This window comes from Nocardia acidivorans NBRC 108247 (assembly GCF_001625085.1).
Taxonomy (GTDB): domain Bacteria; phylum Actinomycetota; class Actinomycetes; order Mycobacteriales; family Mycobacteriaceae; genus Nocardia; species Nocardia acidivorans.
In genome coordinates this window covers 1-25914 of record NZ_BDAW01000107.1, presented here as the reverse complement: position 1 = coordinate 25914, position 25914 = coordinate 1, and the positions used below count along the sequence as shown (strand labels likewise).

Sequence of the window (25914 nt, the reverse complement as noted above, 5' to 3'; positions counted from 1 at the left end):
CCCTAGCGCTTGGACTTGCTCGCGGCGGACTTGCCGTGACCGTTCTTGGACGCCGCGGAGCCGGTCGGAATATTGATGGTGGCGTCGGCGCCCTTCTTACCGGAAGTCTTGCGGTGCAACGCCTCTATCAACAGCCCGTTCCCATCGGCGTCGATGCGCACGGTATCGCCCGGGGCCAGCGCGCCGTCCAGGATCTTCTTCGACAGGGCATTGTCCAGTTGCTTCTGCACGGTCCGGCGCAGTGGGCGGGCGCCGAACTCGGGTTGATACCCGGTGTCGGCGAGCCAGTCCATGGCCTTATCCGAGACGTCGAGGGTGATGTCCTGTGCGCGCAGGCGGCGGCGGGTGCCGTCCAGCACCAGGTCCACGATTTCGCGCAATTGATCGCGGTCCAGGCGATGGAAGACGATCTGCTCGTCGAGCCGGTTGAGGAACTCGGGCCGGAACTGCTTGCGCAGCCGATCCTCCAGCTGCGGTGTAATCGATTCCAGGTCACCGTCTTTCGCGGACAGAATGATATCCGAGCCGATATTGCTGGTCAGAATGACGATGGTGTTCTTGAAATCGACCGTGCGCCCCTTGGAATCGGTGACCCGGCCGTCGTCCAGGAGTTGCAGCAGCACATTGAACACATCCGGGTGCGCCTTCTCCACCTCGTCGAACAGGATCACCGAATACGGTTGGCGGCGCACCTTGTCGGTGAGCTGCGCGGCATCGTCGTAGCCCACATATCCGGGCGGCGCGCCGACCAGCCGGGAGACCGTGTGCTTCTCCTGGAATTCGCTCATATCGAAGCGGATCAACCGATCCTCATCGCCGAATACCGCCTGCGCCAACGCTTTCGCGAGTTCGGTCTTACCGACGCCGGTCGGGCCCAGGAACAGGAACGAGCCGATCGGCCGATTCGGATCCTTGAGTCCGGCGCGCGCCCGGCGCACCGCCTCGGCCACCGCGACAATCGCCTCCTCCTGGCCCACCACCCGTTTGTGCAGCACCTCTTCGAGTTTCAGCAGTTTCTGCCGCTCCTCGGCGGTGAGATCGGTGACCGGAATGCCGGTCTGGCGCGAGACCACCTCGGCGATATCGGTGACGGTCACCTGCTGCTGCGGCGAGGTGGCGCCGTCGGCGTCGGATCCCTTCCCCGCCTTGGCTATTTCGGCCTTGAGCTTGTTCGCCTTCTCATAGTCCTCGGCGGCGACGGCGGCATCCTTCTCCCGGCGCAGACCCGCGAGCCGCTCCTGATTCTCGCGCGCCTTCGGATCGAGGGTGCGGGTGCGCAATCGCACCCGCGCGCCCGCCTGATCGACCAGATCGATCGCCTTGTCCGGCATGAACCGATCGGTGAGATACCGATCCGACAGCTCGGCCGCCGCGATCAGCGCCTCGTCCTCGTAGTGCACCCGATGGTGCTCCTCGTACACATCGACCAGGCCGCGCAGGATTTCGATGGTGTCCACCACCGACGGTTCGGAGACCATGACCGGTTGGAAGCGGCGCTCCAGCGCGGCGTCCTTCTCGATGTACTTGCGGTACTCATCGATGGTGGTCGCGCCGATGCAATGCAGTTCCCCGCGGGCCAGTGCGGGTTTGAGCAGATTGCCCGCGTCCATCGAGCCCTCGCCGCCGCTGCCCGCGCCCACGATGGTGTGCAGTTCGTCGATGAAGATCACCAATTCCTCGGAGTGCGCGCGCACCTCGTCGAGGATCTTGGTGAGCCGTTCCTCGAATTCGCCGCGGTATTTGCTGCCCGCCACCAGCGCCCCCACATCCAGCGCGATGACGCGGCGGTCCGCGAGGGTCTCGGGCACATCGCCGTTCACGATGCGCTGGGCCAGTCCCTCCACGATGGCCGTCTTGCCGACGCCGGGATCGCCGATGAGCACCGGATTGTTCTTGCGCCGGCGGGACAGTATCTCCACGGTCTGTTCGATCTCCTGGGCGCGCCCGACCACCGGATCGACCTTGCCCGCGCGGGCCTCGGCGGTGAGATCGCGGCCGTATTCGTCCAGGGTGGGGGTATCGCTGGGCACGCTGGGCGCGTTCGAGGTGGGGAGTTTGCCCGCCCCGGCCAGCGCCCGCGCGGCCGGACTCTCCGGAATGGCGGCGATGCCGAGCAGGATGTGTTCGGGGCCGATATAACTGCTGCCCGCCTCGGCGGCGCTGCGCTGGGCATTGCGCAGGGCGGCCTTGGCGTCCGGGCTCAGCGCCAGGGCGTGGCCGCCGCCGTGCGCGCCGATACCGCTGCCCGCGGCGGTGCGCATCTGCTCGCGCAATTGCTTCGGATCCCGGCCGATCTCGGCGATGATGCCGCGCGCGGGCTCGGTCTCGGCGGCGGCGTAGAGCAGGTGTTCCGGGGTGATCTCGGCACTGCCCCACTCATGCGCGGCGGCGCGCGCGCCGTCCACGACGGATTTGGCGCTGTCGCTCAGCAATCGGGTCAGATCAATGCGCTGGACCGGCGGCTGGGCCGCCATACCGGAGCCGAAGAAGCGCTGAAATATATCGTCGATCGAATCGAAGGAGTCCCTGGAGCTTGGCCAACCCTGTGTCATGGTCACCTCGTGGATTCGGGGACTGATGGGGCGAACTCGCCTCCACACTAGCTACCGGGTCCGAAAGGGCAAGGGGCCGTAATGCCTTTGTGTTAGTTGAGTCCCGCGCCCACCGGGGCGAACGGTGCGTAATCGCGGACGCAGCCCTCGGTCCAATCCCAGAGGGATACCGGATCGACGGCGACACCGCGCTGCAGGATGAGCCGCCAGCCATTGTCCTGCTTCTCCCAGATATCGCCGTCGCGATCGACATAGAAACCGTCGACGGCGGGTTCGATTCCACTCTCTCCGAATCCACTTGGAAAATGCGATTGCTGCGACATGACGAACCCCTCTTCGGTCAGGTTTGCTTCCACTCGAAAGTATCCGGGAGCTCACTTCCGATTCACTTCCAGTGCGATGGGGAAGGGTGCGGTCGTAACTATTCGACAACTATTGTGCAAACTTTTGGCATCTCTGGACTTTTGCGGGATAGTGCACTTCTTGCGGCGAACGTCCAGTTTGCTTTCGGGACGAGGAGGGTCGGATGGGAGGGCCGGAGATCAGGGTGCTCGGCCCACTGCGCCTCACCCTGGACGGACGCGAAACCCCACTCGGAACACCCATGCAGCGCGCCGTGCTGGGGCGGTTGATCGTGGCGCGGGGTCAGGCCGTCACCACGGAACGGCTGATGGACGACCTGTGGGCGGGTGCGCCGCCACCCAAGGCCGCCTCGGTGCTGCAGGTCCACGTGCACAATCTGCGGCGGCTGCTGGAACCGGATCGGCCGCGACGGGCGCCGTCCCGATATCTCGTGTCCGAATCGTCCGGTTACGCCCTGCGTATCGCCGAGAATGCCGTGGACGCATGGCAATTCGAAGAGCAGCTGCGCACCTTCCAGGAACTCGTCGGCAATCCCGAAACTCGGCCGCAACCCGGTGAGCGCAGCGCCCTGCTCGAGACCGTCCTCGGCCATTGGCACGGCCCCGCGTTGGAGGCCTTCGCCGATACCGAATGGGCCGCCGCGGAGGCGGCTCGGCTCACCGACTTATGGCTCACCGCAGTCGAACTCAACGCACAGGCGAAACTGGAAGTGGGCCGTGCCGGGGAGGTGGTCATCGAGCTGCGCGCACTCTTCGACGAACATCCGGGGCGCGAGGAACTGGTTCGGATGCTCGCCACCGCGCAATATCAACTCGGTCAGCAATTGGAGGCGCTCACCACAATTCGGCGCTCGCGTGAATTCCTCAGTGCGGAATTCGGCGTCGATCCTGGACCGGGATTGCGGCATCTGGAGAACGCCATTCTCACGCACTCCACCGAATTGGCGGTACCGGGCGGACTGCCCGCCGCCGAATCCCCCGCACCCGTCCCGCATTTCACCGAAACCCCGTCCGGCACCGGATATTCCGCCGAACTCTCCGATCTCCTCACCCTCGCCGAAGTCGCCCGCACCGGACGCTTGCGCCTGGCCTGGATATCGGGGGAGGCCGGGATGGGCAAGACGACGCTCACCGAAACGGTGCTGGCCGCCCTGACCGCCACCGGCTGGACCGTGGTCACCGGGCACTGCCTCGATATCGACGGTGCGCCGCCTGCCTGGCCCTGGACCGAGATCCACGGTGTGCTGGAACCGGCTGCGGCGGTGGCCTTCCCGGCCGGGGGCGCGGAGGATCCGTTCACGCTGTCCCGGAAGCTGGCCCAATCGTGTCGGCGCGCGGCGGTTTCCGCGCCGGTGGCCGTTCTGCTGGAGGATGTGCACCGCGGCGATACCGCCACCCTGCAGGTGCTGCGGCAGTTGATCAACTGGTTGCGGGACGAACCCGTGCTGATCCTGGCGACCGCGCGCCGGTCCGAGGCCGGGCAGGAGGTGCTCGATACCGCTGCCGCACTGGCGCAGTACGCGGCCACACACCTCGAGCTGACCGGATTGGACGCCGCCGGAACCCGGCAGGCGGCCGAGACCGCGGGGCTCGCGCCGATCGGCGCGGAACTGCTCACCGAGTTGCACGAGCGCACCGGCGGGAATCCGCTCTTCGTCCGGGAGCTGGCCAAACTGCTGGCCGCGCACGGCAGCCTGGAGCAGGTGCCCGATTCCATCCGGGCGGTCATCGACAATCGCACGGCGCGGCTGCCCGGCGGGGTTGTCGAAGTGCTGCAACATATTTCGATCTGGGACAGCGGTATCGAGCTCGGAATCCTGAGCCTGTCCACCGGACTGCCGGTGGAGCGGCTCATCGATCTCATCGCCGCCGCGGAGGCCGCCGGACTGGTTCGCAGTGCGACCGGCGGCCGGATCTGCTTCGAACACGCTCTCGTGCGCGATGCCGTCCAGCTCGGCATACCGCCGCTGCGCCGCGGCCGAATGCACTGGGCCGCACTGGAACTGCTGCGCGAACACGCCGACTCCTATCCGGCACTGGGTCGTGATCCGGATATCCTGGCCCGGCACGCCATTCGCGGTGCGAGTGTGGAAACCGCGAGGGCCGCCATCGGTTACGTCCGCGCCGCCGCCGACCGCCGGACGGCCCGCCGCGATCGCAACGCCTCGGTCCGCCTGCTGCGCGCCGCCGTGGAGCTGCACGATCTCGCCGGGGACACCGCCGATCACGCCGACCTGGACGACCGCACCGCCCTGCTGGACACCCGCTGCGCACTGGTCACCGCGCTGGGCTACGACAATCAGCATCGCGAGGCCCGGGCCGAGCGCCTGCGCGCGCTGGCCCTGGCCGAAGAGCTCGACAACGAGCGCCTGCGCGCCCGATCCCGCACCGCCCCGGCCACAGTCGACGACTTCCGATTCCGCACCCGGGCGCTCACCTGCTGGCGTGCTCCGGTCATCTGGGCGATCCGCGAATGGCGGACCCCCGACCACCGCATCCGACGCGCTCTCTCCCGAGCCATCGCCGCGTACGACCCTCCCGCACTACCGAACTCCGCCACCCCGGCCGACCCACCCGCGCTACCCGACTCCCCCACGGCAGCCGACCGATCAGCGCTACCCGGCCCGTTCGAGGTGGCCGCCGTCGAAAGTGCCTCCCCGCGAGGCGAAATGGCCGAAGAGCCGGACGCCGCGGCGCGTATTCGACTGCTGATCGCGGCGAGCTTCGAGGCGGGGCTGGAGGAGTACGACGACGAGCAGGCCATGGCGCGGCAGGCGCTGGAATTGGCACGGGGGCTGGGGGATGCCGAATCACTGTGTGCGGCAATCAATGCGGTGACGTATTTGACCTTCGATTTCGGGCCCGAATTCGTGGCGCTGACCGCGGAGTTGGAGCGGGTGGCCGCGCAGGCGGGGCTGGCCGAGTATCAGGCGCTGGCGCATTTCATGGGCTATCGGGCGGCGGTGGCGCACGGGGATCTGCGCGAGGCGGCGCGGCTGGTGGCGCAGGCGGTGGAGTACGCCGACGAGGGGCAGTTACAGCCGCTGCTGGATCTGGTCAGCTGTTTCGCCGCCACCATGGAACTGCTGCGCGGGGAGGTCGAGTCCGCCGAGCGCCTGTACGAGCAATTCGGCAGGCGGATGACGCGCTCCGGAATCGCCAACGCCGCGGAGGCCAAACTCTTCTGCGCGCTCGGAACTGGTTGGGCGCGTGGGGATCTGGCCACACTGGCAAATCGGCTCGGTGAGATCTACACCCTGCTGCCGGGCACCTTCGGGCAGGCGTACGCGCTGGCGCTGGTGGATGCCGGGGAGCACGCGCGGGCGCGGGAGATCTATGCCGAGACCGCCGGGGTGCGGGAGGAGATGTATCCGGTGCTCATGTCCGCACTGCGGGCGCGCACCGCCATCGCCCTCGGCGAATCGGACGATGTTCGCATGCTCTATGAATTCCTTTTGCCGCATTCGGGCAGCATCATCGGCAGCGAAACCGGTATGACCGCTTTCGGTCCGCTCGATACCGTGCTCGCCGCGCTCGCGGACGCACTCGGCGATACCGAGCAGGCATCCGCGCATCGTGACAGCGCCCGGCGGCAACTGGAACGAATCCGGACCGAACTACCGATAGCCGGAAATTCGCTGCTGCGCGCCGCCTGATAAAAGACAACAGCCGGCAACCTCACGGTCACCAGCTGCCATCGAATTTCCCCTACGGGCAGGTGTTGATCGCCCGTTTTACTTCGAGCGCTGGTACGCCTCGACGATCTCGGCCGGAATACGGCCGCGCGAGGAGACCTGATGGCCCTGAGCGCGCGCCCATTCGCGGATCGCGGTGCTCTCCTCCCGGTCCACGGCCGGTCGGGTACGGCCGTTGGCGGCCGTAACCTTGCGCTGCTTGGAACGACCGACCTTGCGGGCCTTCTCGGTCCAGGGCTCGAGAGACTCCCGCAGCTTGCCGGCATTCTTGATCGACAGATCGATCTCGTAGTCCATGCCGTCGATCGAGAAAAAGACTGTCTCGTCGGCCTTCGATTCGCCGTCGTAGTCGTCAACCAGAGTTACGGTGACTTTCTTCGCCATGGACTGCCCTTCCACGTAGAGGTGCCGCTATTCGCCGAAATGCTAATGCCGCGGCGAGGTAGTTTCAAACCAGGCGCGAATGGTATTCGGTGAGCTCAGACTATTCTGCTATTACCGCGGAGACCATCCGGTCTTCAGCACACCCGGAAAACGGTCAAGCGCCAGCCGGAACGACCGCGGACAATGCGGGCGGCAAGTGCGAAATGTCGCGTTCCCCGGTCGTATCCGGCACACACTTCCGCGGCCTTGGAATCGGTCATGATCACATCGATCCTGGTGAGCGTGGCGGCCCCGAACTCACAGCCCGGAGCCTGTCGGTGCTCGGCCAATGTGCGCAGCGCGGCGATCACGCCGGGCTCGGCGAGCGGGCGCAGTTGTACCGGTGGGCGGCGCCCGTCGAGCACCTCCAGCGCCAACCGCAGTGCCACCCCGGCGAATTGCAGCGGCGGCGTACCGACTTCGTCACACACCGGCGATTTCGCAGCGTGCGAAGCTCGTAATACTCGTTGTAGCGCAACGGTTCCGGTGCGCCGCTCGGCCGCATTACGCATGACGTGATTGCGACAGGACGGTGGTCTCGAGTGCGCCGTTGATTGCGCCGGAACGGGTGCGGGCGGGCGTACCCAGCGAAAACGGGAGCGGCGGCATGGGGCGATCGGCGGCTCCGAATCCGGTGCGGGCAGGACGAATCCGGGCTCGAATACCATCACCCTCCCCTCGCCGTAGCCACCGGTTGCCGGGGCATTACCGCCAGCCTGACAGGGGAGGCCGCGTCCGGGTAGGGCTGCCGGGAACCTCGCGCACCGACACCCGGTGTGTCGACCCGCTACCGCCGCGGGGCGAGGCGGTAGCGGTCGGGGGACACCGATCAGACCGTTTCGAGCGCCTTGGTCATCGGCACCGGGCGCAGCGTCTTGCGCAGATCCGTGCGCAGCGTGGTCGCCGAGTCCAGCAGATAGTTCTGCCGCACCTGCCACGGCTGCCGATCGCCCTGGCGCGGGAACTCCGCGATCGAGCGCTGCACATAGCCCGAGGCCAGATCCAGCAGCGGTCGCTCGCCCAGGGTGCGCTCGGGTTGCGGGACGACTGCCGAATAGCCGTTGCGGTCCATATAACCGAGCACCTTGCACACCAGCCGGGAGGTGAGATCGGCGCGCAGGGTCCAGGAGGCGTTGGTGTAGCCGATGCAGACCGCGAAGTTCGGCACACCGGTCATCATGGTGCCCTGCCAGACGAACTGCTCGGAGAGATTCACCGGCACGCCGTCGACGGTCAACCCGATGCCGCCGAAGGCCAGCAGTTGCAATCCGGTCGCGGTGATCACCACATCGGCCTCCAGCACCCGGCCGGACTTCAACCGAATCCCTTCGGGCACAAAGGTTTCGATATGGTCGGTGACCACCTCGGCCTTACCCTTGCGCATGGCCTTGAAGAAGTCGGCGTCCGGCACCGCGCACAGCCGCTGATCCCACGGGTTGTATTCGGGCGTGAAGTGCTCGGCCACCAGCTTCTCATCCTTCAGGATGCGGGTGGTGAGCCCGGTCAGCATCTTGCGCGCGGATTCGGGGCGACGGCGGCAGTACTGATAGAAGCCGACATTGAACAGAATGTTCTTGGTGCGGATGACCCGGTGCGCCAATTCCGGCGGCAGTAGTTCGCGCAGCCGATCGGCGATCTTGTCCCGGCCCGGGACCGCGGAGATCCAGGTGGGGCTGCGCTGCAGCATGGTGACCCGCTCGGCCTGCTCGGCCATGGCGGGCACCAGCGTGACCGCGGTCGCGCCGCTGCCGATGACCACGACCTTCTTCCCCGCGTAATCCAGTCCCTCGGGCCAGAATTGGGGATGCACCACGGTTCCGGCGAAGTCGCCGATGCCCGGGAATTCGGGTTCATAACCGTGGTCGTAGTTGTAGTAGCCCGCACACGAGTAGAGGAAGCCGCAGGTGAGCACGCGCTGTGCCACGGCGTCCCCGGTGCGCGACTCGAGGGTCAGCCGCCAGTGCGAGGCCGCGCTGTCCCATTCCGCCGCAACGACTTTGGTGCCGAAGCGAATATGCTTGTCGATCCCGTTCTCGGCGGCCGTCTCCTCGATGTACCGCAGGATTGACGGTCCGTCGGCAATGGACTTGGCATCGCGCCAGGGCTTGAACGGGTACCCGAGGGTGAACATATCGCTGTCCGAGCGCACGCCGGGATAGCGGAACAGATCCCAGGTGCCGCCCAGCGCCGCGCGGGATTCGAGAATGGCGTAGCTGCGGCCGGGATGTTCGGCCTGCAATCGGTAGGCCGCGCCGACGCCGGAGAGTCCGGCTCCGACGATCACGACGTCGAGATGCTCGACAGGGCTGGAGGTCGCGGCGCTCATGACCTCCAGTGTGCGTCGGGTGGGCGCGGCCTTCTTGACTCTGCGCGACAAGTATTTGATTCTGAACGACATGTCGGTCATTCGATCCGCCGGATTACGCGGGTTCCGGGCCACCGTGGCCGAACTCGGCGGTGATGCCGAGGAGCTCGCCGCGCTCTGCGGATTGCCCCCGGAGGCGCTCGACACCGATGATCTGCTCGTCCCCGACGCCGCAGTGGGCGCGGCCCTCGAACTCGCGGCGCATCGATTGAACTGCCCGGATCTGGGTCTGCGCATGTCCCGGCGGCAGGATCTGGACATGCTCGGGCCGCTGGCACTGGCCATTCGCAATTCGCCGACGCTCGCGCACGTACTGGAGTGCACGTCGCGGTATCTGTTCGTGCACGCGCGCTCGCTGAGCCTGACCATGGGACCGGATCCGTACGGCGACCGCGGGGTGATCGCACTACGCTACGGGGTCACCGCGCCCGGACTGCCGACCCCCGTACAGGGCACCGATGTCGGATTGGCATTCGTGCACCGCGCGATTCAGCGGCTCGCCGAGGAGAAGTACGGCCTGCGCTCGGTGGAGCTGCCCTATCGACCGGCCGCGCCGATCCAGGTGTACGAGGAATTCTTCGGCGCCCCAGTACGAATCGAGCGACCGGTTGCCCTGCTCCGGGTGCCCAGTGCACTGGCCAATCGATCCCTGTCGGGCGGGGACGAGAATCTGCATCGGCTCGCCATGGCATTTCTGGCACAACAATCCGGCGGCGCGTCGACGGCGCTGACACCGCAGGTGCGCATCACCTTGCAGAAACTGCTCGGCACCGCCGCGCCCGAAATCGGTGCTGTCGCACGGTTGCTCACCATTCACCCGCGCACCTTGCAGCGGCGCCTGGCGGCCGAGGGCACCAGCTTCGCCGCCCTGCTGGACGAGGTCCGGCGCACCGAGGCGCACCGCTATCTCACCACCACCGATATGCCGATGAGCCAGGTGGCCTCACTGGTCGGACTCTCCGAACAATCCACCTTCACCCGCTGCTGCCAGCGCTGGTGGGGCACAACGCCATCCGCCGTGCGGCGCGGAAAGCCGGTGTGAAGCGAACCCAGTTCGCCTGCGCGCAGCGGAAAGTCACGCATTGTGAACCAGGCAATTCTCGCATTCAGTTTGCGATCTTGCCGCGTGTCCTGCGGGCGCGCCAGTGCTACCGCGCGCAGGATGAAGCGGTGATAGCCGAATGCCCTTCCTGCGCTTGGCCCTCCCCCACGCCCGTCTCCTCGCACCGCTCGGTGCAATACCTGCGGTGCGTCTGCGGACAGTGGATGATCGCCGTGCACGGCAAGGTGGTCGGTTCGGCCGGTGGCAGCAACTTCAGCAAGACCGATCCGCTGACCGGGATTGTCGGCCTGCGGGATTGACCAGCCGGGACGGGTTCCGCACCCGGCCGGGAGAACGCGGACTGCCAGTTGCGCGCGGACTCTCAGCTGCGCGAGGGAACGAAGACGCGCACGGCCTCGATGCGCGCACCGCGGTCGGTGAAGTCGAGCTGCGCGATACCACGGCCGTCGCGGGTCTCCACCGAGACGGTGACGGTGCGGCCCGCCGCGATGGGCTTGTTCCAGCGCAGGCCCTTCGCGCGAACGATGAAGTCCTCCAGGGACATTCGCTCATCCTCGGCCCAGGACAGGCGCGGCACCGGGGCCAGCGCCGCGTGCGCGCCCGCCGATTCACCGCGGCCCGCCGCGTCCAGCAGGCGTCCGGCCGCCGCCTTACCGGCGGCGCCGACGCTGCTCATCCCCTTCATGAAGCCCATCGCGCCGCCGATGCCCTGATTGCCGAGCAGCTGCGGGCCGAGTTTCACGCCCGCCAGCAGGCCCTGCGCACCCGAGCCCATGAGCTGCGCGATCATCCCGGGCAGCTCCCAATGTGCGCGCAGCGCTCGCACTTTCAGCTCACCGTCGACCTCGGCCAGGTCGTAGCGCAGATGCATGGGCACGTGCAGGGTGACACCGGTGGACATGGTGGTGGCAATGGTGAGATCGCGGAACACCGTCATACCGGAGACCACATCGTGCTCGACGTCGAAGGCGATGTCATTGGGCGCGATGAAGGTGTCGTAGAACCGTTCGATGGCGGCGCGGCCGACATGCGGACGCGAACCGACCGGATCCTCCACGCTGGCGGAGTCGGCGAAGAGGCCGACCCAGGCGGCGCGGTCGTGCGCCGCCACCGCCCGCGGGGAGGCTTCGACGGTCGCCAGCAGTTCGGCGGCGGTGGGATGCGCGGACACGGTTCCTCCAGGTGATCAGTAGCGCGCGCGATGATACCGGCCACCCCGGCGCCCGTCACGGCTACGCCGTCCGGTTACAGCCCCGCCACCCGGGGCAGCACCTGTTCGGCGACCTGTTCGGTGTAGGCGATGGGATCACCGTTGGGCATGAGATTCAGCAGGGTGAAGCCCATGCCCCGAGCTGTTCGGTATCGCGCACGAACTGGTCCGAATCCTCGAGCACCGGGCGTACGTAGCAGGCCCTCTTCTGAATGCTGTCGTAGTCGCGGCCCTCCGAATCGCAGTGCGCGCGCAGCACATCCAGCTTGCGGGCCACATCGCCCAGTTCCATACGCCTTATTATCCGACGCCGAGCCGCTTTCCGAAGAACGACGCGAACACCTCACCGAAGGTTCCCAGGAGCAGGGCCCGGCCGTCCGCGTCCAGCAGCAGGGAACCGGCATCGGCGGTGGAGCAACCCCGTTGGGCCGCAATACCTTCCAGGCGATCCTTCATCCACAGCATGGCCGGGCCGCCGCCGGAGATCTCGGTGGCGACGTGTTCACCGAGATGCTCGCGGGTGTATTCCACCGTGGCCGCGGGATTCCGGCAGTAGGTGTCCACCAGGGTGTTGACCTGGCCGACCGGAATGATCTCGTCCGGATTCGCCTGCCAGATGTACATGGGCATATCCGGGACGGTCTTGCCCATGCGGGTCTTGTCCAGGACATCGGCGACGACCGGATCCTGGAGCGGATCACCGGCGGTATGCAGCATGCCCTTCAAATTCAGGAAGGGCAGCAGCGAGGAGGTGTACTGCACGCACAGATTGTTCTTCACCGCGGCCAGCGCCTGCCCCAGCGGATCCATCCGCTCGTTCACGAAACGCGCGAAATCCGGATACTCCCTGGTCAATCCGAGCACGGCGGCGAAGATCAGGCCCGAGGTGGCCTGCCCGTTCGCCACATTCAGCGTCATCCCCAGATCCGCGGGCACACCGCCCTCGGCCGCGCCGACGATATTCAGCTCGGGTGCGTAGGACTGCTTCAGTTCCGCGGCGTGACCGGTGACGATCGCACCGCCGGAGTAGCCGTACATGCCGACGCGGGTCTGCGCGGCCAGCCGCATGGGTTCGAAGTTCTTCGCCGCGCGAATGCCGTCGAGGGTGATGCGCGCACCCAAAGGTCCTGCGGCATAAGCCTCATTCGGGCCCTGATGATCGGGAATCACCACGCCCCAGCCCTGCGAGAGCGCGCCCTGGGTGATGGCGAATTCGGCGGGGACCACGATCTGACCGCCGAGCGCGCTCAGCGACCACTGCTGTACGGCGTAGGAGGGTGTGCAGTAGCCCGCGAGGGAGTCCTCGGCGATCTGCATGGAGATGAGCTTGTCCGGGGCGGAGCCGCGCGGCTTCAAGACGGTGGCGACGGCCGGAATCGGTTCGTCGCGACTGTTATTGGAGCGGTAGGACAGCTGCCAGGCGTCCACATTCAGCGGAATCAGCCCGAAGTTGGCGACATTCACCTGGCGCGCGGCAATGATCTCGCCCGGCGCCGTGTTGGCCACCAGTTCCGGGGCCGGACGGTAGAAGGCCGAATCCAGTTCCGGCGGAACGGCGATCGCGGGTGCGGGCTGCACCGGTACCGGTTCGGCTCCCGCCACTCCGGTGGCCATGGCCGCCGCGACAATGCCCGCCAGCGCGACGGCCATCCGGCGCGCAATCTTCGGCTTGCTCAATTCTCCACCCTCCGAGCCAATGTGAGACCGCTTCGTCTCACACACTCGGAACTATGACATGAAAGTGATCTGGATCGCAATCAGGCCGGCAAGTTGGCGACTACTGCTTGGGCAGCGCCAGATTCATTCCGCCCACATCGGCGACCTTCCAGCCATTGGCCGGGTCGACCGCCACGTTGTAGGTGACGGTGGTCTGCACGCCCTGCGGGTTCTGGGCATTGGTGGAGGTGACGTTCAGGAAGACGTTCACCTGGTAGACGCCGTTCTCATGAGACATCACCTTGGCGGTCACCGGGGTGGCGCTGGAGGTCCACTTCAGCGGGACCAGAATCTCCTGGAGCTTGGCCGCGGTGGCGTCGAACTTGTCCGCCAGGCGCGGGGTGGTGTTGGCCTTGAGCCGCCCGGTCCACGAATTCAGATCGGAGAAGTTGATATTCGACGCGCCGACCGAGTAGTCGGTGGCCACCTGCTCGGCGCGCTGGGCCGCCGCCTCGGCGGCGTCACGATCGCTGAGCTGGCCGCGGCTGTTCACCCACAGCACGCTCACGGTGATGAGCGCGCCGATCAGCAGCACCGCCGCCGCGGCGGTGACCAGGCTGGACAGCTTCAGCGAGACCGTCTTCGGGGCCTCGGGGGTGACAGCGACGGGGGTCTCGGACCGCTCCGGAGCGGAGGCGGCAGCGGCCTCCGCGTCGACTGCCCGCTTCGGCTCGGTGTCCTGCGACATCCGCTTCTCCTTCTTCGGTGGAACTACTTGAGGTTGACCTGGACGCGCACGGCGTTATCGCCGGTACTGGCGAGGGCCTGCGCGATCAGGGCGCTGATATCGAGTTGCGGCCCGGTGCCGCGCGCGGCATCGGCCAGCGGCTGCAATTGGGGCGCGAGGGTTTTCAGTTCGGGTCCGGCCTGCCGCAACCAGTCGGTCAGCTTGGCCAGGAAGGGTGCCAGCCCATTGCTGTCCACATAGGACTGCGGTCCGGGCACTCGATCGACCAGTCTACCGACCGCCTCGGCCAGATCATTCAGAGACTGCGCGAACTGTACGAATGCCGGTGCAGCGGCGGCGGTCGCCGCGCCGATGCCATCCATATTCGAGGCAGCGGCTTGGAAACTGTTCAGTAGCTGCGCAATTTTGGGTTCGCGGCTCATAATCGCCGACGCCAGCAGATCACCGGCACGGGTGAGCGCGGGCATGGCCGAATCGGTGTCGTGGAAGGCCGCGCCGAGCGTACTGGCCAGCGAGGCCGCCACCGCCGGATCGAGCTGATTCATCACCTGATTGACCAGGCGCGAGACCGCCGGAATGGAGAGCGGGGATTTGACCGCCGCGGTGTCCAAGCGCTGCCCGTTCTTCAGATACGGCGCACCACCGGTTCTGGGGCGGATCTCCACGTACGGTTCACCCAGCGCGGAGAGCTGTTCGATGCTGATCACGCTGTCGGTCGGCACCCGGCGATCGGCGTCCACGCGGAAGCTCACCTCCACCCCCGCGGCGGTGCTGTCCACCGAGGTGATCTTGCCGATCTTCATGCCCGTCAACAGGATCGGCGACCCCACGCTCAAACCGCCGGAATTCGCCAGCACCATGGAGGCCCGCGTGTATTCGGCGAACGGATCCGCGCGTACCACCCCGAAGGTCAGATAGCTCGCACCCACCACCGTGACCGCGGCGATACCGCCGAGCGAGGCCAGCGATCCCCACTTCATCGCACCGCTCCGATCATGCGCAGGGTGGAGAGGATATTCCCCACCTGGTCGTCCTTGGAGACCGAATTCACCTGTACGCCGGTGATATTCACCTTCGGTCCGTGCTCTACGAAGGGAATCAGCTTGTCGCGCAGCAGCGATACCAGCAGGGACAGGTTCGAGGGCACCGACAGATCCAGGGGCGCACCCGAGAAGGCCAGGGGCACAAATGCTTTGGCCGCGCCATCGGCGGAATCGACCACCGGGGCCAGCCAGGCCAGCGAGGAGCCGAGTTGGCCGAGCGCGGCGAAGATCTGGGTGACGCCGCGAATCGAATCGGTGATGCCGTTCATGGCGTCCACCGACTCCTGGCTCAGCTGATGGTCCAGGAAATCCGCGCGATCGTGCAGCACCTGGGCATTGACGCCCAGGCCGTTCAGGAGTGAGTCGACCTGATCCAGATTCGCGGCCAGATCCACCGCATTGCCCGCCGCGTTCCGGGCGATCCGCTTGGTCTCGTTCGGATCGGCCGGGAGAACGGCATTGAAACGATTGATGATGTCCTGCAACTGATTCACCGCACCGCCCTGGGTGAAGGCGGCCAGCGCGGCCATGGTGTCCTCGAGCTGCACCGGCGGATGGGTGCGTTCCCGCGGAATGGTGCCGTCCGCGCGCAGCAGCGTGCCGAAACCATCGGTCGGCGTGGTCAGGGCCAGGTGGATGTCACCGAGTACCGTGTTCTGCCGCAGTTCGGCGACGGTGGTCGCGGGCAACTGCACCTTGGTCGAGATATCGGCGTCCACCACCACGTATCCGCCGCGGCCACCCGCGTGGGCCGAATCCACCACGCGCACACCGGAAACCGTGCCCACCTGGGCACCGTTGGCGATGACCTTCGCGCGCGCCGGCAGGTTCAGCACATTGCCGAATTCGATGTGGATGCGGTACGTCGGACCGGAGATGGAGGTGCCGGGGACTGGAACGGACGACGGATCGAAGGCGCAGCCGCCGACACCGGCGATCAGTCCCGCGGAGAGGAAGGCCGCCGCCAGTGCCTGGACAGCACGCTTTTGCTTCGGGCCGGTGTGGATCCCGGCCACAAGCACGCCGGGATGACGGGCGGAGTTTCGGGGGGAAGCTTGCGGGGGGTGGCTCCGGCCGACTGCCCTCGGCACGGAGCCCGCACGCCCGGGGATGGCTGACCGGCGTGCGGAACCTGCCCTCATCGCAGATTCCGCAGCCCCGGCAGCGGCTGCGGCCAGCGCAGTCCCTGCTTGCGAGGAGTGTGTCGGCGCAGGTTGCTCCAGTGTTACTACTTGGTGGGAAAAACGGATCAATCCGGCATCGAGGGTGATTTTCCAGGGTCCGATTCTCATCGCGCACCTGCCATTGCGAGCACCAGGGGCACCAGCGGGACATCGACCATGCCGTTGCCCGGATCGGTGCAGGAGCCGGGGGTGAGGGCATTCACCGCCGCGCAGACCTGGGCGGCGTCGGGCGTGGACAGCGCGGCGCGCGGCGAACCGTAGGTGATCCCCGAGCCCATGACCGATGTGGCCGCCCCGGTGAGCACCGGGAGCTTGAGCATGATCTCCGAGAGCGAGCCGACATTGGCGCGCAGCAGCCGGACCAGCGGCAGGGTGTCATCCAGCGCCCGCATGATCGGATCGCCGACAATGGTGACCAGATCATTGAGCATGGGCAGCGCCTGACCCAACCGGTCGATGAGTTCGGCACCGGGACCGAGCAATTCGGCGCTGGCATTGTTCAGCGCCGGGGCCAGGCGCAGCAGCATGGAGCGCAGATCACCCCAGTGCGCCTGCACCTTCTCACCCACCGAGGCGAAGGCGTCGAAGATGCCCGCGAGATGGCCGATATCGGCATCGGGCTGCGACAACGCCGAGCCGAGCTTCTTGACGATCTCGTTGATCTGCGGTCCGGTGCCGACGGTGGCGGCATCGAGCCCGGAGAGCCCGTGCGCCAGCGCATCCGGGGCCTGCGCCTGCTGCAACTGCGCGGACAGATCCGCGAGCGCGGTCAGCGTCTCGGTAATGCTCTTGGGGGTGAGGGTTTTGCTGATGCACTGCGAGGAATCCCAGTGCACGAGATTCTTCCCGGTCGACAGCACCGCCAGATTGCGGTCCGCCACAATGGAATCCGAGACCGTGGTGGCCGCGGCATCGGCGTACACCGGATACTTCGCGTCCACCGAGAACCCGACCTTGACCTTCGCGCCGTCGGAGTCGATGGAGGTCACCGTGCCCACCGGGATACCCCGCATGGTCACCTTGTTGCCGACATACAGTCCGACCGCGTCCGGCATGACCGCGCAATAGGATTCGGTCTTCTTCATCGGATCGAACCAGATGAAGTAGCCGACCACCGCCAGCACCACCACGACCACCGCACCGGCGACCGACATGAACGCCTGCGAGGCGAGCAATCGCTTGAGCATCAGCAGTCCCTTCCGGGCACGGGTACGCAGACGGGCACGGTCTGGGCGGACTGGTCGATGGTCACGCCGCCGTCGGGAATCACCAGCGAGGACAGCTTGCGCTGCAACCCCTGCGCCGCGGTGAGCGTCGGCTCGAAACGCGTTCCCAGCTGCTCCAATTGGCTGACCGCATCGGTCAGTTTGGTCTTCAGCGAGGCATCCCACTGCGGCTGCGCGCCGCCCAGGCGGCCCACCACATCGCTGAGCAGTCGAATCGCCTCGGCCATCTCCGAATGCTTGTCCTCGAGGACCGTCACCAGCAGGTTGGCATTGTCCATCAGCCGGCCCAGATCGGACTTCGCGCTGTCGTACATGCGCACGTACTCGTCCGCGACCGAAATGGCATTGGAGACCTGGGACCGCTGCCGGTCCAGGGCGTCCACATAGGTGTTCACCGTCTGCAAGGTGGTGCGCAGACTGTCCGGCGCACCTTCGATGGAGTTGCCGAGCGCGGCGAGATTGCGATTGAGCGTCCGGCCGTCGATCTTGGACAGCGGGGTCGCCGCATCCTGGAAGGTCTGCGACAGGCTGTACGGCAGGCGTACCCGGTCGGCGGGAATCGCCTTGTCCCCCAGGGCTTTATCGCCCGCCGGGAAGACCGCGACATAGTGCCCGCCGACAATGGTGAGCATGCGGATATCCAGCGAGGTCTGATCGCCCAGGAAGACATCGGAATCCACCGTGAAGCGCATGACGACCTTGTCCGGCTTCAACTCCAGGGATTCGACCTCACCGACGGAGATGCCCGCGATGCGCACATCGTCACCGGATTTCACCGATTGCGCCTCGGAGAGTTCGGCGGTGTAGGTGTGCTTGCCGAACGGGACCACGAACAGCACACCGGCCGCGAGCAGACCCAGCGCGACCAGGACCGCGCCGATAATGCCCAGGCGCAGTTCACGTTTCCTCTTCGTGCCGTCGTCGACGACGCGGTCGTCACGAACCATGAAGCCGGGCAGTCTCATCGGTTGCATACCGCCACCCGCTGTCCCGCGATGAGCACCCCGAGCACCGGGGGCACCTCGGCATTACCCCTACTGCACACCGGCTTCCAGCCGCCGGCGTTGGCGGGGGCCGACGCATCCGCGGCGGCCAGCACCGCGGGCAAGCGGCCGAAGACCTCCACGGCCTCCTGCGCGTCGGGGAAGATGCGCCGGATCAGCGCGTCCACATCGCTGCCGCTATCGATGCCGAGCGTGCGCATCAGACTGTCGATCGGCCCGAGCACCGACGGCGCGGTCATGGCGAACTGCGCCAGTCCGCCGATATTCGATTGCAGCGCTTGGAAAATGTCACTGAGCCGGGCCAGCAGCGGCACCAGATAATGCACCCGCCCGCTGAGCCGATCATCGAGATCGGACATATTCCGAATGAGCGTGCCGATCACCTGCTGCCGATTGTCCACGTACGACGCGAGTTTCCCGATGGCGTCCATGGCCGGACCGACACCGCTGCCGTCGCCCTCGATCAAAGCGACCATGCTGGCGCTGAATTGATTGATGGCCTCGGGAGAAATGGTGGCCAGCACCGGCTTCAAACCATTGAACAGGCTCGTCACATCGAAAGACGGCACGGTGTGGTCGATTTCGATGCGCTTTCCGGCCGCCAGGCGCTGTCCGGGCCGCGGCTGCTGCTGCAGATCGATATACCGCTGACCGGTCAGGTTCTGATAGCGGATGGCCAGCTTGCTGTTGTCGTAGATCGGCGCATCGGTCTTGACCGACAGCTGAACTCGCGCCTTCGTGCCCTCGAGTTCGATGTGCTTGATCTTGCCGACCTGCACGCCGTACATGCGCACGTCATCGCCGACCTTGAGGCCATTGGCATCGGTGAAGAGGGCGTCGTGGGTCTCGGTATCGCCCGAGACCGGCCGCTCGATCGCGGCGATCACCAGCATGAGCACCACCACGATCACCGTGGTGAACAGACCCAGTCGCAAGGCCGCACCCTTGACGGTCATCGCGCACCTCCCAGCAGCGGTACCGCGAGCGCGGGCACCCCGCGCAGATCGACCTCGACATTGAGTACCGGCCCCTGCCCGTTATCGGGCAGGGCGGCGGTCAAACGCGCCAGCAGCGTGCGCAATTCGGCGCTGGACTGCTGCGGCTGCGGCACCATCTGCGCCAGCATGGCCAGCACCGGCGCCAGCATGTCGGTCAGCCCGGAGAGCTGATTACCGGCCGTGCCGAGGGTTTTCGCCAGTTCGGGCAGCAGCTGCCCGGTCACCAGCGCCAGATTCGAGTCGTAGTCGGCCCGATTGCCTTGCAGCCGTTGAATACTGCGGATCATGTCGACCACCTGCACGGTCGCTCCGGCGAATCTGCCGCCGCCGTCGAAGGCCGGGCCGAGCTGACCCATCAGCTCGGACATCGGCATCTTCTGGTTGTCGGCCACCGTGCGCACCGCGGTGATGAGCGCCTGCGCCAGCGGGGTGAACGCCTCGGTATCGGCGGCCGCCTGCGCGATGACCGAGGCCATCTGCGGTGTCAGCACCGAACCGCCGACCTGCGAGGCACTGCGCAGAAGCGACCCCATGGTGGCGTCGTAGACCGCGCTCGCCTTGGCTCCGGTCAGATCGATGACCGCGCCCGGGCGCAGCGGGGATCCGCCGGGCCCGCCGCGCAGGTCGATCTCGCTGATACCGAACAGGTTCGCGGGCGCGTAATCCACCAGCATGCTGTCGTCGATCCCGAAGAGCCGGGAATCGTCCAATCGCAGATCGATGCGCTGGGTACCGTGCGCGTCCGGCGCGATGTCGGTGACCTTGCCGACGATCACCCCGTTCACCCGCACATCGGTGCCGACCAGCACGCCATCGCCGATCTGTTCGGTGCGCAGCGAAATCGACAGTCCGTCTTCGCTTTTCGCGGACGAGTACACCGTCCAGCCGATCGCCACCGCGACAATCAGCGCGAGCGCGATCGCGCCCACCGCCATGGACCGCTTCCGGTCCACGGCAACACCCGGCATTCCGTAGTTCGGCATCCCCTACCCCGTGAACGTGATCGCCGAATTGAAGCCCCACAGCGCGAGCGACAGCACCATGTCCAGGGCGATGATCGCCACCGAACTGGCTCGCACGGCCTTACCCGAGGCAATGCCGACACCCTCGGGACCACCGGTCGCGAAGAAGCCGTAGTAGCAGTGGATGAGAATCACCACCACCGCGAAAATGGCCACCTTCACCACCGCCGCGATCACATCGAAGCCGGAGACGAACTGGAAGAAGTAGTGGTCGTAGACGCCCGCCGAGGAACCGTGCACCAGTGTGATCAGGCCGCGGCAGGCCAGATACGACATGATCAGCGCGATCAGGAAGGTCGGGACGATGGCCACCACACCGGCCAGCACGCGGGTGGTCACCACGAAGGGAACCGAACGCAGGCCCAGGGATTCGATGGCGTCGATCTCCTCGGAGATGCGCATCGACCCGATCTCGGCGGTCATGCGGCAGCCCGCCTGCGCGGCGAAACCGATGGCCGCGGCGATCGGCGCGAGCTCACGGGTGGTGGCGTACGCGGACACCAGACCCGTCACCGGGCCCATGCCCAGCATGTCCAGCGTCGCGAAGGACTCGACCGCCACCGACGCGCCCATCACCAGGCCGAGCACGATCATCATCGGCACGGTCCCGCCGCCCACGATGATGGACCCGCGACCCCAGGTCATATTGGTGATGGCGCGCATGGTCTCGTCCCGATACCGCTTGAGCGTCAACGGAATAGACGACAGCACCTGCCAGACGAAGGCGAGTACGAAACCCACGCCCTCGACGCGGCGCAGCAGCAACCCGCGCCGGTGATAGAAGCGCGCGGCCCAGCCCAGCCCTTTCGGGACGTACGTGGCCGACATCAGGCCAGCCTCGTCGGCAGGAACATCGCCGTGATCTGGGTGGCGATCAGATTGACCACCACGATCGACACCACCGAGAGCACAACGGCCGCGTTCACCGCATCGGCCACACCGCGCGGTCCGCCCTTGGCCTCTAGCCCGCGCTGGCAGGCGATGATCACCACGATGAAGCCGAAGATGACCGCCTTGAGCAGCGAGATCCACACATCGGCGGTGGTGGTGAAGGAGCCGAAGGTGGCCCAGTAGCTACCCGGGGTCACGTTCTGGCCGCCGATGGCGACCATGTATCCGGCCAGGACGCCGACGAAGATGATGAGCACGTTCAACAGCGGCGCGACCACCAGCATGGCCACCATGCGCGGGATCACCAGCCGGTGAATCGGGCTGATGCCCATGGTGTTCAGCGCGTCGATCTCCTCGCGGATGGTGCGCGCGCCCAGGTCCGCCGCCAGGGCGGCCGCGCCCGCGCCGCCCAGCAGGAAGCCGGTGGCCATGGGTGCGCCCTGTTTGATGACGCCGAGCCCGCCGGTCGCGCCGAGCAGGGAATCCGCGCCGAGCGTGTGAATGAGATTGCCGACCTGCACCGAGACGATGACGCCGAAGGGAATCGCCATCAGGATGGCCGGAATCGCGGTGACGGTGACCAGTCGCCAGGCCTGGAGGATGGCCTCTTTCCACTGGAACTGTCCGCGCGCGATATCGCCGAAGGTGCCGCCGACCGATTCCCGGGCGATACCGGCCGCCCGGCCGAAGGTGCGCAAGGAGGCCACCACGGTGCCGGAGAAGTTCTCGCGAACGATGCGGACATTGCTGCGTACGGCGGAGCTGCGCGCGACGGTCCGGGTCACTGCGGGACTACTTCTGCGAGACGCCGAATCCGACGCCGGGTGACGAGCTTCAAATCTTCTTCTCCGTGATCGGCAACACTGCCTGCCATCAAAGCTAATGGTTACGCCGAGTTACAACAAATCCGTTCGAAGTGTGACCCAAGCCTCTAAGTTACCTACGGGTACATGCGTGGCCAATACTGCTCAGCGCAGAATTTGCCATGTGACCTGCGATTCTAGAACGTGTTATCAGTCGTAACATCTATCGGGGTGATGTCGGACACGGGTGCGGCGAACCTCTGGCGCAGGGCCGAAAACAGCTTCGGCCATACCGAAACCGGAATTGAGTGAACTGTCAGCTACCCGCGCGCGGGCGATTATGGCACCCACCCGAAATGGCGGATTTCCGCCGTACACGCGCATTCGAACCGACCGGCGTGTTCACTTACCCTGTGGATCCCACCGTGTCGGCAGTGCTTTCGGCCGTCGCCTCCGACGACTGGACGGCGTTCGCCAAACTGGTACACCCCTACGTCCACTGGACCGAGGACGGCATCACCACGCGCGGCCGCACCCGGGTCATGGCCCTGCTCTCCGGCCACGACGGCGTCAAACCCGCCAGCTCCTACGAATTGCGCGACGGACAGGTCTACCGCTGGATCTCGTGACGCCCCCGGCTAGGGGCTGACCGCCAGAAAGACGAAGGCGGAGAACAACACCAGGTGCACGCAGCCCTGTAGGAGCGTCGCGCGCCCGGGCACCACGGTGAGCGCACCGACCACAACGGTCAGGGCCAGCAATACCATTTGCGTCGCGCCCAGCCCCAGCATGAGCGGACCCTCGATCCAGATCGAGGCCAGCGCGATGGCCGGAATGGTCAGTCCGATACTCGCCATGGCCGAACCCAGCGCCAGATTCAGACTGATCTGCACCCGCTCGCGGCGCGCGGCCCGCACCGCCGCAATGGTTTCCGGCAGCAGCACCAGCAGTGCGATCACCACACCCACCGCCGAGGCGGGCAAACCCGCTGCGGCGATACCGCTTTCGATGGACGGCGAGACCAGCTTGGCCAGGCCGACCACCCCGACCAGCGCTACCAGCAGCAGCGCCAGGCTCGCGAAAGCCTGCTTGCCGGTGGGCATTTCGTCGTGGTCGTCATCGTTCTGCTCACCATCCTCGACCGGGAGGAAGTCGCCCGGATGGCGGACGGTCTGCACCATGACGAAGACGCCGTACAGCACCAGCGAAGCGGTCGCCGCGAAGATCAATTGCGAGGCCGAGAAGACCGGGCCCGGCTCACTCGTGGTGAAGGTCGGCAGCACCAGGCTCAGGGTGGCCAGGGTGGCGACCGTGGCCAGTGCGCCGCCGGTGCCCTCGGCATTGAAGACCGCCAGTCGCCGCCGCGCCGCGGCCACCAGGAGTGATAGGCCGAGAATGCCGTTGCAGGTGATCATGACCGCGGCGAAGACGGTATCGCGCGCCAGCGATGCCGCCTTGTCTCCACTCGAGAGCATGAGCGTGACGATCAGGCCGACCTCGATAATGGTCACCGCCACCGCCAGGATGAGCGAGCCGAACGGCTCCCCCACCCGATGCGCCACCACCTCGGCGTGACTCACCGCCGAGAGCACCGCGCCGACCAGCGCGGCGGAGACCAGCACCACCACCGCCGGACCGAGATCGCGCCCCCAGGACACCGCCAGCACCAGGGCGGCGAGCAGCGGAATGACTACGGACCAATAGCGAACGACGAGACGGGCCATGACCTTCATCGTTCCAGCAAATTGTTCGCATTCACCGCAAAACGAGAGCCAGACCTCGCTCGGCGAGCCGGACCTATGACGGTTCCTCCGCCGATTTCCTCGGCCGCCCGCTGGTAGGCCGCGGCCGCGCGATCGAAGCAGTCGAAGAGGATGGCGCGCTGGTCAGCGGGGTAATCGCCGATAATCTCCCCGATCGCCCGGCGGGCCGGAGCCAGCACCGTATCGAGATCGGCCGGGGCCGCCGACGGGCTCCGCGATCGCCTTGCGCCGATCGCCCGGATCCGGTGCGCGGCGCACATAACCGGCCGCCTCCAGCCGATCGATGAGCCGGGTGGTCGGCCCCGTAGTCAACCCGGTCCCGGCGCCCAACTCCCCCGGTGCCCTGGCGCCGCCGCTACGGCGCGGATACCGCCATCGTGGTGACCCGCGGCGAATCCGGTAGGAGCGAGGCCGAGAAGCTCGGAAAGCTCGCCACCACACCGGCATTCGCGATACCGCCGGCGACTGGCGCATCGCGGCCGTCCAGAAGACCCAGCGCAAGCCGGTCATGGAACCATCTCCTTCAAATTCCAGCCCGCCACCCGCCCGGCCGCGCACTGACGTGGCCGATATCGGCGATAGGCTGCCCCCATGAGCGTCGACGGGTCCGCGGCCGGGGAACCACATCCGCATGAACCGCATACCGAGGGGCTGGCCTCGCGGCTGAACTGGTTGCGGGCCGGGGTGCTGGGGGCCAATGACGGGATCGTGTCCACGGCGGGACTGGTGGTCGGCGTGGCGGCCGCGACCACCGAGAGTTCGGCGATTCTCACCGCGGGGATCGCGGGGTTGACCGCGGGCGCCATCTCCATGGCGGCGGGCGAGTACGTCTCGGTGAGCACCCAGCGCGACAGTGAGAAGGCGCTGCTGTCGAAGGAAAAACGGGAACTCGCCGAGGAGCCGGAATTCGAGCTGGCCGAACTCGCGCAGATCTACCGGGGCAAGGGGCTATCCGCCGCCACCGCGCGGCAGGTCGCCCTCGAACTCACCGAACACGATGCCTTCCGGGCGCACGCCGAGGCCGAATTGGGTTTGGACCCCACCGAACTCACCAATCCGTGGGCGGCCGCCATCTCCTCGGCCGTCTCGTTCACCCTCGGGGCGCTGCTGCCGCTGCTGGCGATCCTGTTGCCGCCGGTGTCCTGGCGCATTCCGGTGACCTTCGCGGCAGTACTTGTGGCACTGGCGATTACGGGCACGGTGAGCGCGCGACTCGGCGGCGGCGACTCCCGGCGGGCGGTGCTGCGCGTGGTGATCGGCGGTGCGCTGGCCATGGCCGTCACCTACGGAATCGGCCAGCTCGCAGGGGTTTCCGGAATCTGACCGCGCCGCCTACCCCGTCGGCAGCAGGACCGGAAGCTCCACCTGATGCGGGAGTGCGGGCGGATACACCTGCGCCGGAGAGATATTCGATACCGCCGAGGGCGCGGGAGTGCCCGGCCGATTCGTCGGCGCGGTCTTGACCGGCGGAACCGCCGCCGCGGGGGCGGCCGGGAGATGCGGTCGCTGCTGGGTGGGCACACCGCGGGCGGGCGCGGGATCGGCCGCCCCGATATCGCCCGAACGGGTGAGCAGCATGCCCGCCCCGATGGCGAGCACCATGAGTCCGGAGACCGCGACGACCACGGCCAGACCGCGCGGATCGATATCGCCCTCGTGCGCCGGATGAGATTCCTGCGGGCTACCGAGCATGGTTGTCCTCCTTCGGATTCCGGCGGCCGCCGGTCAGGGGGCCGGTGGTGGGGGCGGCGGCGGTGGCACCAGGAACGGGAGGATCGGCGCGAGAATATCCGGTATCACCGGTGCGGGCGGGGGCGGTGCCGGAGCCGGTGGCTCGGGGGCGGGCGCGGGAAGCGGCTCCGGAGCGCTGTAGGTCTGCGGTGCGGGAGCCTGGGCCGGAGGGGGC

The 25914-nt window shown here is 66.9% G+C and carries 26 protein-coding genes and 1 pseudogene; 5 read left to right on the top strand and 22 right to left on the bottom strand.

Annotation, left to right across the window (positions count from 1 at the left end):
• Positions 1-2 precede the first annotated feature (2 nt).
• On the bottom strand, positions 3-2552 hold the full coding sequence (locus tag NA10_RS33455; RefSeq protein ID WP_067574721.1) for an ATP-dependent Clp protease ATP-binding subunit: 2550 nt from the start codon (positions 2550-2552) through the stop codon (positions 3-5).
• 92 nt (positions 2553-2644) lie between these two features.
• Entirely contained in the window at positions 2645-2908 is a 264-nt protein-coding gene (locus tag NA10_RS33450) for a hypothetical protein (RefSeq protein ID WP_067574717.1), read from the bottom strand.
• Between the two features lie 170 nt (positions 2909-3078).
• On the opposite strand from NA10_RS33450, the gene NA10_RS33445 reads away from it, so the two are divergent.
• A complete protein-coding gene (locus NA10_RS33445) occupies positions 3079-6570 on the top strand; it encodes an ATP-binding protein (RefSeq protein WP_067574716.1) in 3492 nt (1163 codons plus the stop codon).
• Positions 6571-6648: 78 nt separating this feature from the next.
• Here NA10_RS33445 and NA10_RS33440 read toward each other — a convergent pair whose 3' ends face one another.
• The 3 genes from NA10_RS33440 to NA10_RS33430 all read right to left on the bottom strand — a co-directional run bounded on the left by NA10_RS33440 (position 6649) and on the right by NA10_RS33430 (position 9358).
• Positions 6649-6993 carry a histone-like nucleoid-structuring protein Lsr2 gene (locus NA10_RS33440; protein ID WP_067574715.1) on the bottom strand — a complete coding sequence of 115 codons (345 nt, stop codon included), beginning with the start codon at positions 6991-6993 and terminating at the stop codon, positions 6649-6651.
• 134 nt (positions 6994-7127) lie between these two features.
• Positions 7128-7463 carry an Rv3235 family protein gene (locus NA10_RS33435; protein ID WP_067574714.1) on the bottom strand — a complete coding sequence of 112 codons (336 nt, stop codon included), beginning with the start codon at positions 7461-7463 and terminating at the stop codon, positions 7128-7130.
• A 398-nt stretch (positions 7464-7861) separates the two neighbouring features.
• Positions 7862-9358, bottom strand: a complete 1497-nt coding sequence (locus tag NA10_RS33430) for a flavin-containing monooxygenase (protein WP_067574713.1) — start codon at positions 9356-9358, stop codon at positions 7862-7864.
• On the opposite strand from NA10_RS33430, the gene NA10_RS33425 reads away from it, so the two are divergent.
• Together NA10_RS33425 and NA10_RS36215 are read left to right on the top strand one after the other, a co-directional pair.
• On the top strand, positions 9357-10439 hold the full coding sequence (locus NA10_RS33425) for an AraC family transcriptional regulator (RefSeq protein WP_245678179.1): 1083 nt from the start codon (positions 9357-9359) through the stop codon (positions 10437-10439). The genes NA10_RS33430 and NA10_RS33425 overlap by 2 nt on opposite strands.
• Positions 10440-10516: 77 nt before the next feature.
• A complete protein-coding gene (locus tag NA10_RS36215; RefSeq protein ID WP_245678178.1) occupies positions 10517-10759 on the top strand; it encodes a hypothetical protein in 243 nt (80 codons plus the stop codon).
• 62 nt (positions 10760-10821) lie between these two features.
• Here NA10_RS36215 and NA10_RS33420 read toward each other — a convergent pair whose 3' ends face one another.
• From NA10_RS33420 to NA10_RS33370, 12 genes are all read right to left on the bottom strand, one after another.
• Positions 10822-11631, bottom strand: a complete 810-nt coding sequence (locus NA10_RS33420; RefSeq protein ID WP_067574712.1) for a nuclear transport factor 2 family protein — start codon at positions 11629-11631, stop codon at positions 10822-10824.
• Positions 11632-11785: 154 nt separating this feature from the next.
• A complete protein-coding gene (locus NA10_RS37350) occupies positions 11786-11962 on the bottom strand; it encodes a hypothetical protein (protein ID WP_157556923.1) in 177 nt (58 codons plus the stop codon).
• 8 nt (positions 11963-11970) lie between these two features.
• Complete coding sequence (locus tag NA10_RS33415; RefSeq protein ID WP_373862478.1) at positions 11971-13284, bottom strand: lipase family protein; 1314 nt, start codon at positions 13282-13284, stop codon at positions 11971-11973.
• Between the two features lie 163 nt (positions 13285-13447).
• Entirely contained in the window at positions 13448-14074 is a 627-nt protein-coding gene (locus NA10_RS33410) for a hypothetical protein (protein WP_067574710.1), read from the bottom strand.
• Between the two features lie 23 nt (positions 14075-14097).
• Positions 14098-15054 carry an MlaD family protein gene (locus NA10_RS33405; RefSeq protein WP_067574709.1) on the bottom strand — a complete coding sequence of 319 codons (957 nt, stop codon included), beginning with the start codon at positions 15052-15054 and terminating at the stop codon, positions 14098-14100.
• Complete coding sequence (locus NA10_RS33400) at positions 15051-16139, bottom strand: MlaD family protein (RefSeq protein ID WP_245678176.1); 1089 nt, start codon at positions 16137-16139, stop codon at positions 15051-15053. The genes NA10_RS33405 and NA10_RS33400 overlap by 4 nt, the downstream gene beginning before the upstream one ends.
• 266 nt (positions 16140-16405) lie before the next feature.
• The gene (locus NA10_RS33395) at positions 16406-17488 is read right to left on the bottom strand and encodes an MlaD family protein (protein ID WP_067574708.1); all 1083 of its coding nucleotides are present in this window, start codon (positions 17486-17488) and stop codon (positions 16406-16408) included.
• Entirely contained in the window at positions 17488-18501 is a 1014-nt protein-coding gene (locus tag NA10_RS33390; RefSeq protein ID WP_245678175.1) for an MlaD family protein, read from the bottom strand. The genes NA10_RS33395 and NA10_RS33390 overlap by 1 nt, the downstream gene beginning before the upstream one ends.
• A complete protein-coding gene (locus NA10_RS33385) occupies positions 18489-19487 on the bottom strand; it encodes an MlaD family protein (protein WP_067574706.1) in 999 nt (332 codons plus the stop codon). Before NA10_RS33385 ends, NA10_RS33390 begins: the two co-directional genes overlap by 13 nt.
• The gene (locus tag NA10_RS33380) at positions 19484-20482 is read right to left on the bottom strand and encodes an MlaD family protein (protein ID WP_245678174.1); all 999 of its coding nucleotides are present in this window, start codon (positions 20480-20482) and stop codon (positions 19484-19486) included. The genes NA10_RS33385 and NA10_RS33380 overlap by 4 nt, the downstream gene beginning before the upstream one ends.
• Before the next feature lie 33 nt (positions 20483-20515).
• Positions 20516-21379, bottom strand: a complete 864-nt coding sequence (locus tag NA10_RS33375) for an ABC transporter permease (protein ID WP_067574704.1) — start codon at positions 21377-21379, stop codon at positions 20516-20518.
• A complete protein-coding gene (locus tag NA10_RS33370; RefSeq protein WP_067574703.1) occupies positions 21379-22227 on the bottom strand; it encodes an MlaE family ABC transporter permease in 849 nt (282 codons plus the stop codon). The genes NA10_RS33375 and NA10_RS33370 overlap by 1 nt, the downstream gene beginning before the upstream one ends.
• 443 nt (positions 22228-22670) lie before the next feature.
• On the opposite strand from NA10_RS33370, the gene NA10_RS33365 reads away from it, so the two are divergent.
• Positions 22671-22874 (top strand): nuclear transport factor 2 family protein, encoded by a 204-nt coding sequence (locus NA10_RS33365; protein WP_218021632.1) that lies wholly within the window; start codon positions 22671-22673, stop codon positions 22872-22874.
• A gap of 9 nt (positions 22875-22883) precedes the next feature.
• On the opposite strand, the gene NA10_RS33360 is transcribed toward NA10_RS33365, so the two are convergent.
• The 3 genes and pseudogenes from NA10_RS33360 to NA10_RS39025 form a co-directional block, all read right to left on the bottom strand.
• On the bottom strand, positions 22884-23969 hold the full coding sequence (locus NA10_RS33360) for a calcium:cation antiporter (protein WP_218021631.1): 1086 nt from the start codon (positions 23967-23969) through the stop codon (positions 22884-22886).
• A gap of 5 nt (positions 23970-23974) precedes the next feature.
• Entirely contained in the window at positions 23975-24268 is a 294-nt protein-coding gene (locus NA10_RS39030; protein WP_067574701.1) for a hypothetical protein, read from the bottom strand.
• A 13-nt stretch (positions 24269-24281) separates the two neighbouring features.
• Positions 24282-24455, bottom strand: a pseudogene (locus NA10_RS39025) (hypothetical protein); the annotation flags it as partial.
• A gap of 144 nt (positions 24456-24599) precedes the next feature.
• Between NA10_RS39025 and NA10_RS33350 the strand changes: the two are divergent.
• On the top strand, positions 24600-25331 hold the full coding sequence (locus NA10_RS33350) for a VIT1/CCC1 transporter family protein (protein ID WP_067574700.1): 732 nt from the start codon (positions 24600-24602) through the stop codon (positions 25329-25331).
• Positions 25332-25340: 9 nt separating this feature from the next.
• Here NA10_RS33350 and NA10_RS33345 read toward each other — a convergent pair whose 3' ends face one another.
• Complete coding sequence (locus NA10_RS33345) at positions 25341-25700, bottom strand: hypothetical protein (RefSeq protein WP_067574699.1); 360 nt, start codon at positions 25698-25700, stop codon at positions 25341-25343.
• A 33-nt stretch (positions 25701-25733) separates the two neighbouring features.
• Positions 25734-25914 (bottom strand): hypothetical protein (locus NA10_RS38360; RefSeq protein WP_218021630.1); only part of this gene is annotated, 181 nt, incomplete at its 5' end.

Coding starts and splice junctions, on each gene's coding strand:
- NA10_RS33455 (WP_067574721.1), bottom strand. CDS start 2,552: ATGACACAGGGTTGGCCAAGCTCCAGGGACTCCTTCGATTCGATCGAC.
- NA10_RS33445 (WP_067574716.1), top strand. CDS start 3,079: ATGGGAGGGCCGGAGATCAGGGTGCTCGGCCCACTGCGCCTCACCCTG.
- NA10_RS33440 (WP_067574715.1), bottom strand. CDS start 6,993: ATGGCGAAGAAAGTCACCGTAACTCTGGTTGACGACTACGACGGCGAA.
- NA10_RS33425 (WP_245678179.1), top strand. CDS start 9,357: ATGACCTCCAGTGTGCGTCGGGTGGGCGCGGCCTTCTTGACTCTGCGC.
- NA10_RS33430 (WP_067574713.1), bottom strand. CDS start 9,358: ATGAGCGCCGCGACCTCCAGCCCTGTCGAGCATCTCGACGTCGTGATC.
- NA10_RS37350 (WP_157556923.1), bottom strand. CDS start 11,962: ATGGAACTGGGCGATGTGGCCCGCAAGCTGGATGTGCTGCGCGCGCAC.
- NA10_RS33415 (WP_373862478.1), bottom strand. CDS start 13,284: ATGGCCACCGGAGTGGCGGGAGCCGAACCGGTACCGGTGCAGCCCGCA.
- NA10_RS33410 (WP_067574710.1), bottom strand. CDS start 14,074: ATGTCGCAGGACACCGAGCCGAAGCGGGCAGTCGACGCGGAGGCCGCT.
- NA10_RS33405 (WP_067574709.1), bottom strand. CDS start 15,054: ATGAAGTGGGGATCGCTGGCCTCGCTCGGCGGTATCGCCGCGGTCACG.
- NA10_RS33395 (WP_067574708.1), bottom strand. CDS start 17,488: ATGCTCAAGCGATTGCTCGCCTCGCAGGCGTTCATGTCGGTCGCCGGT.
- NA10_RS33390 (WP_245678175.1), bottom strand. CDS start 18,501: ATGCAACCGATGAGACTGCCCGGCTTCATGGTTCGTGACGACCGCGTC.
- NA10_RS33385 (WP_067574706.1), bottom strand. CDS start 19,487: ATGACCGTCAAGGGTGCGGCCTTGCGACTGGGTCTGTTCACCACGGTG.
- NA10_RS33375 (WP_067574704.1), bottom strand. CDS start 21,379: ATGTCGGCCACGTACGTCCCGAAAGGGCTGGGCTGGGCCGCGCGCTTC.
- NA10_RS33360 (WP_218021631.1), bottom strand. CDS start 23,969: ATGGCCCGTCTCGTCGTTCGCTATTGGTCCGTAGTCATTCCGCTGCTC.
- NA10_RS39030 (WP_067574701.1), bottom strand. CDS start 24,268: ATGTGCGCCGCGCACCGGATCCGGGCGATCGGCGCAAGGCGATCGCGG.
- NA10_RS33350 (WP_067574700.1), top strand. CDS start 24,600: ATGAGCGTCGACGGGTCCGCGGCCGGGGAACCACATCCGCATGAACCG.
- NA10_RS33345 (WP_067574699.1), bottom strand. CDS start 25,700: ATGCTCGGTAGCCCGCAGGAATCTCATCCGGCGCACGAGGGCGATATC.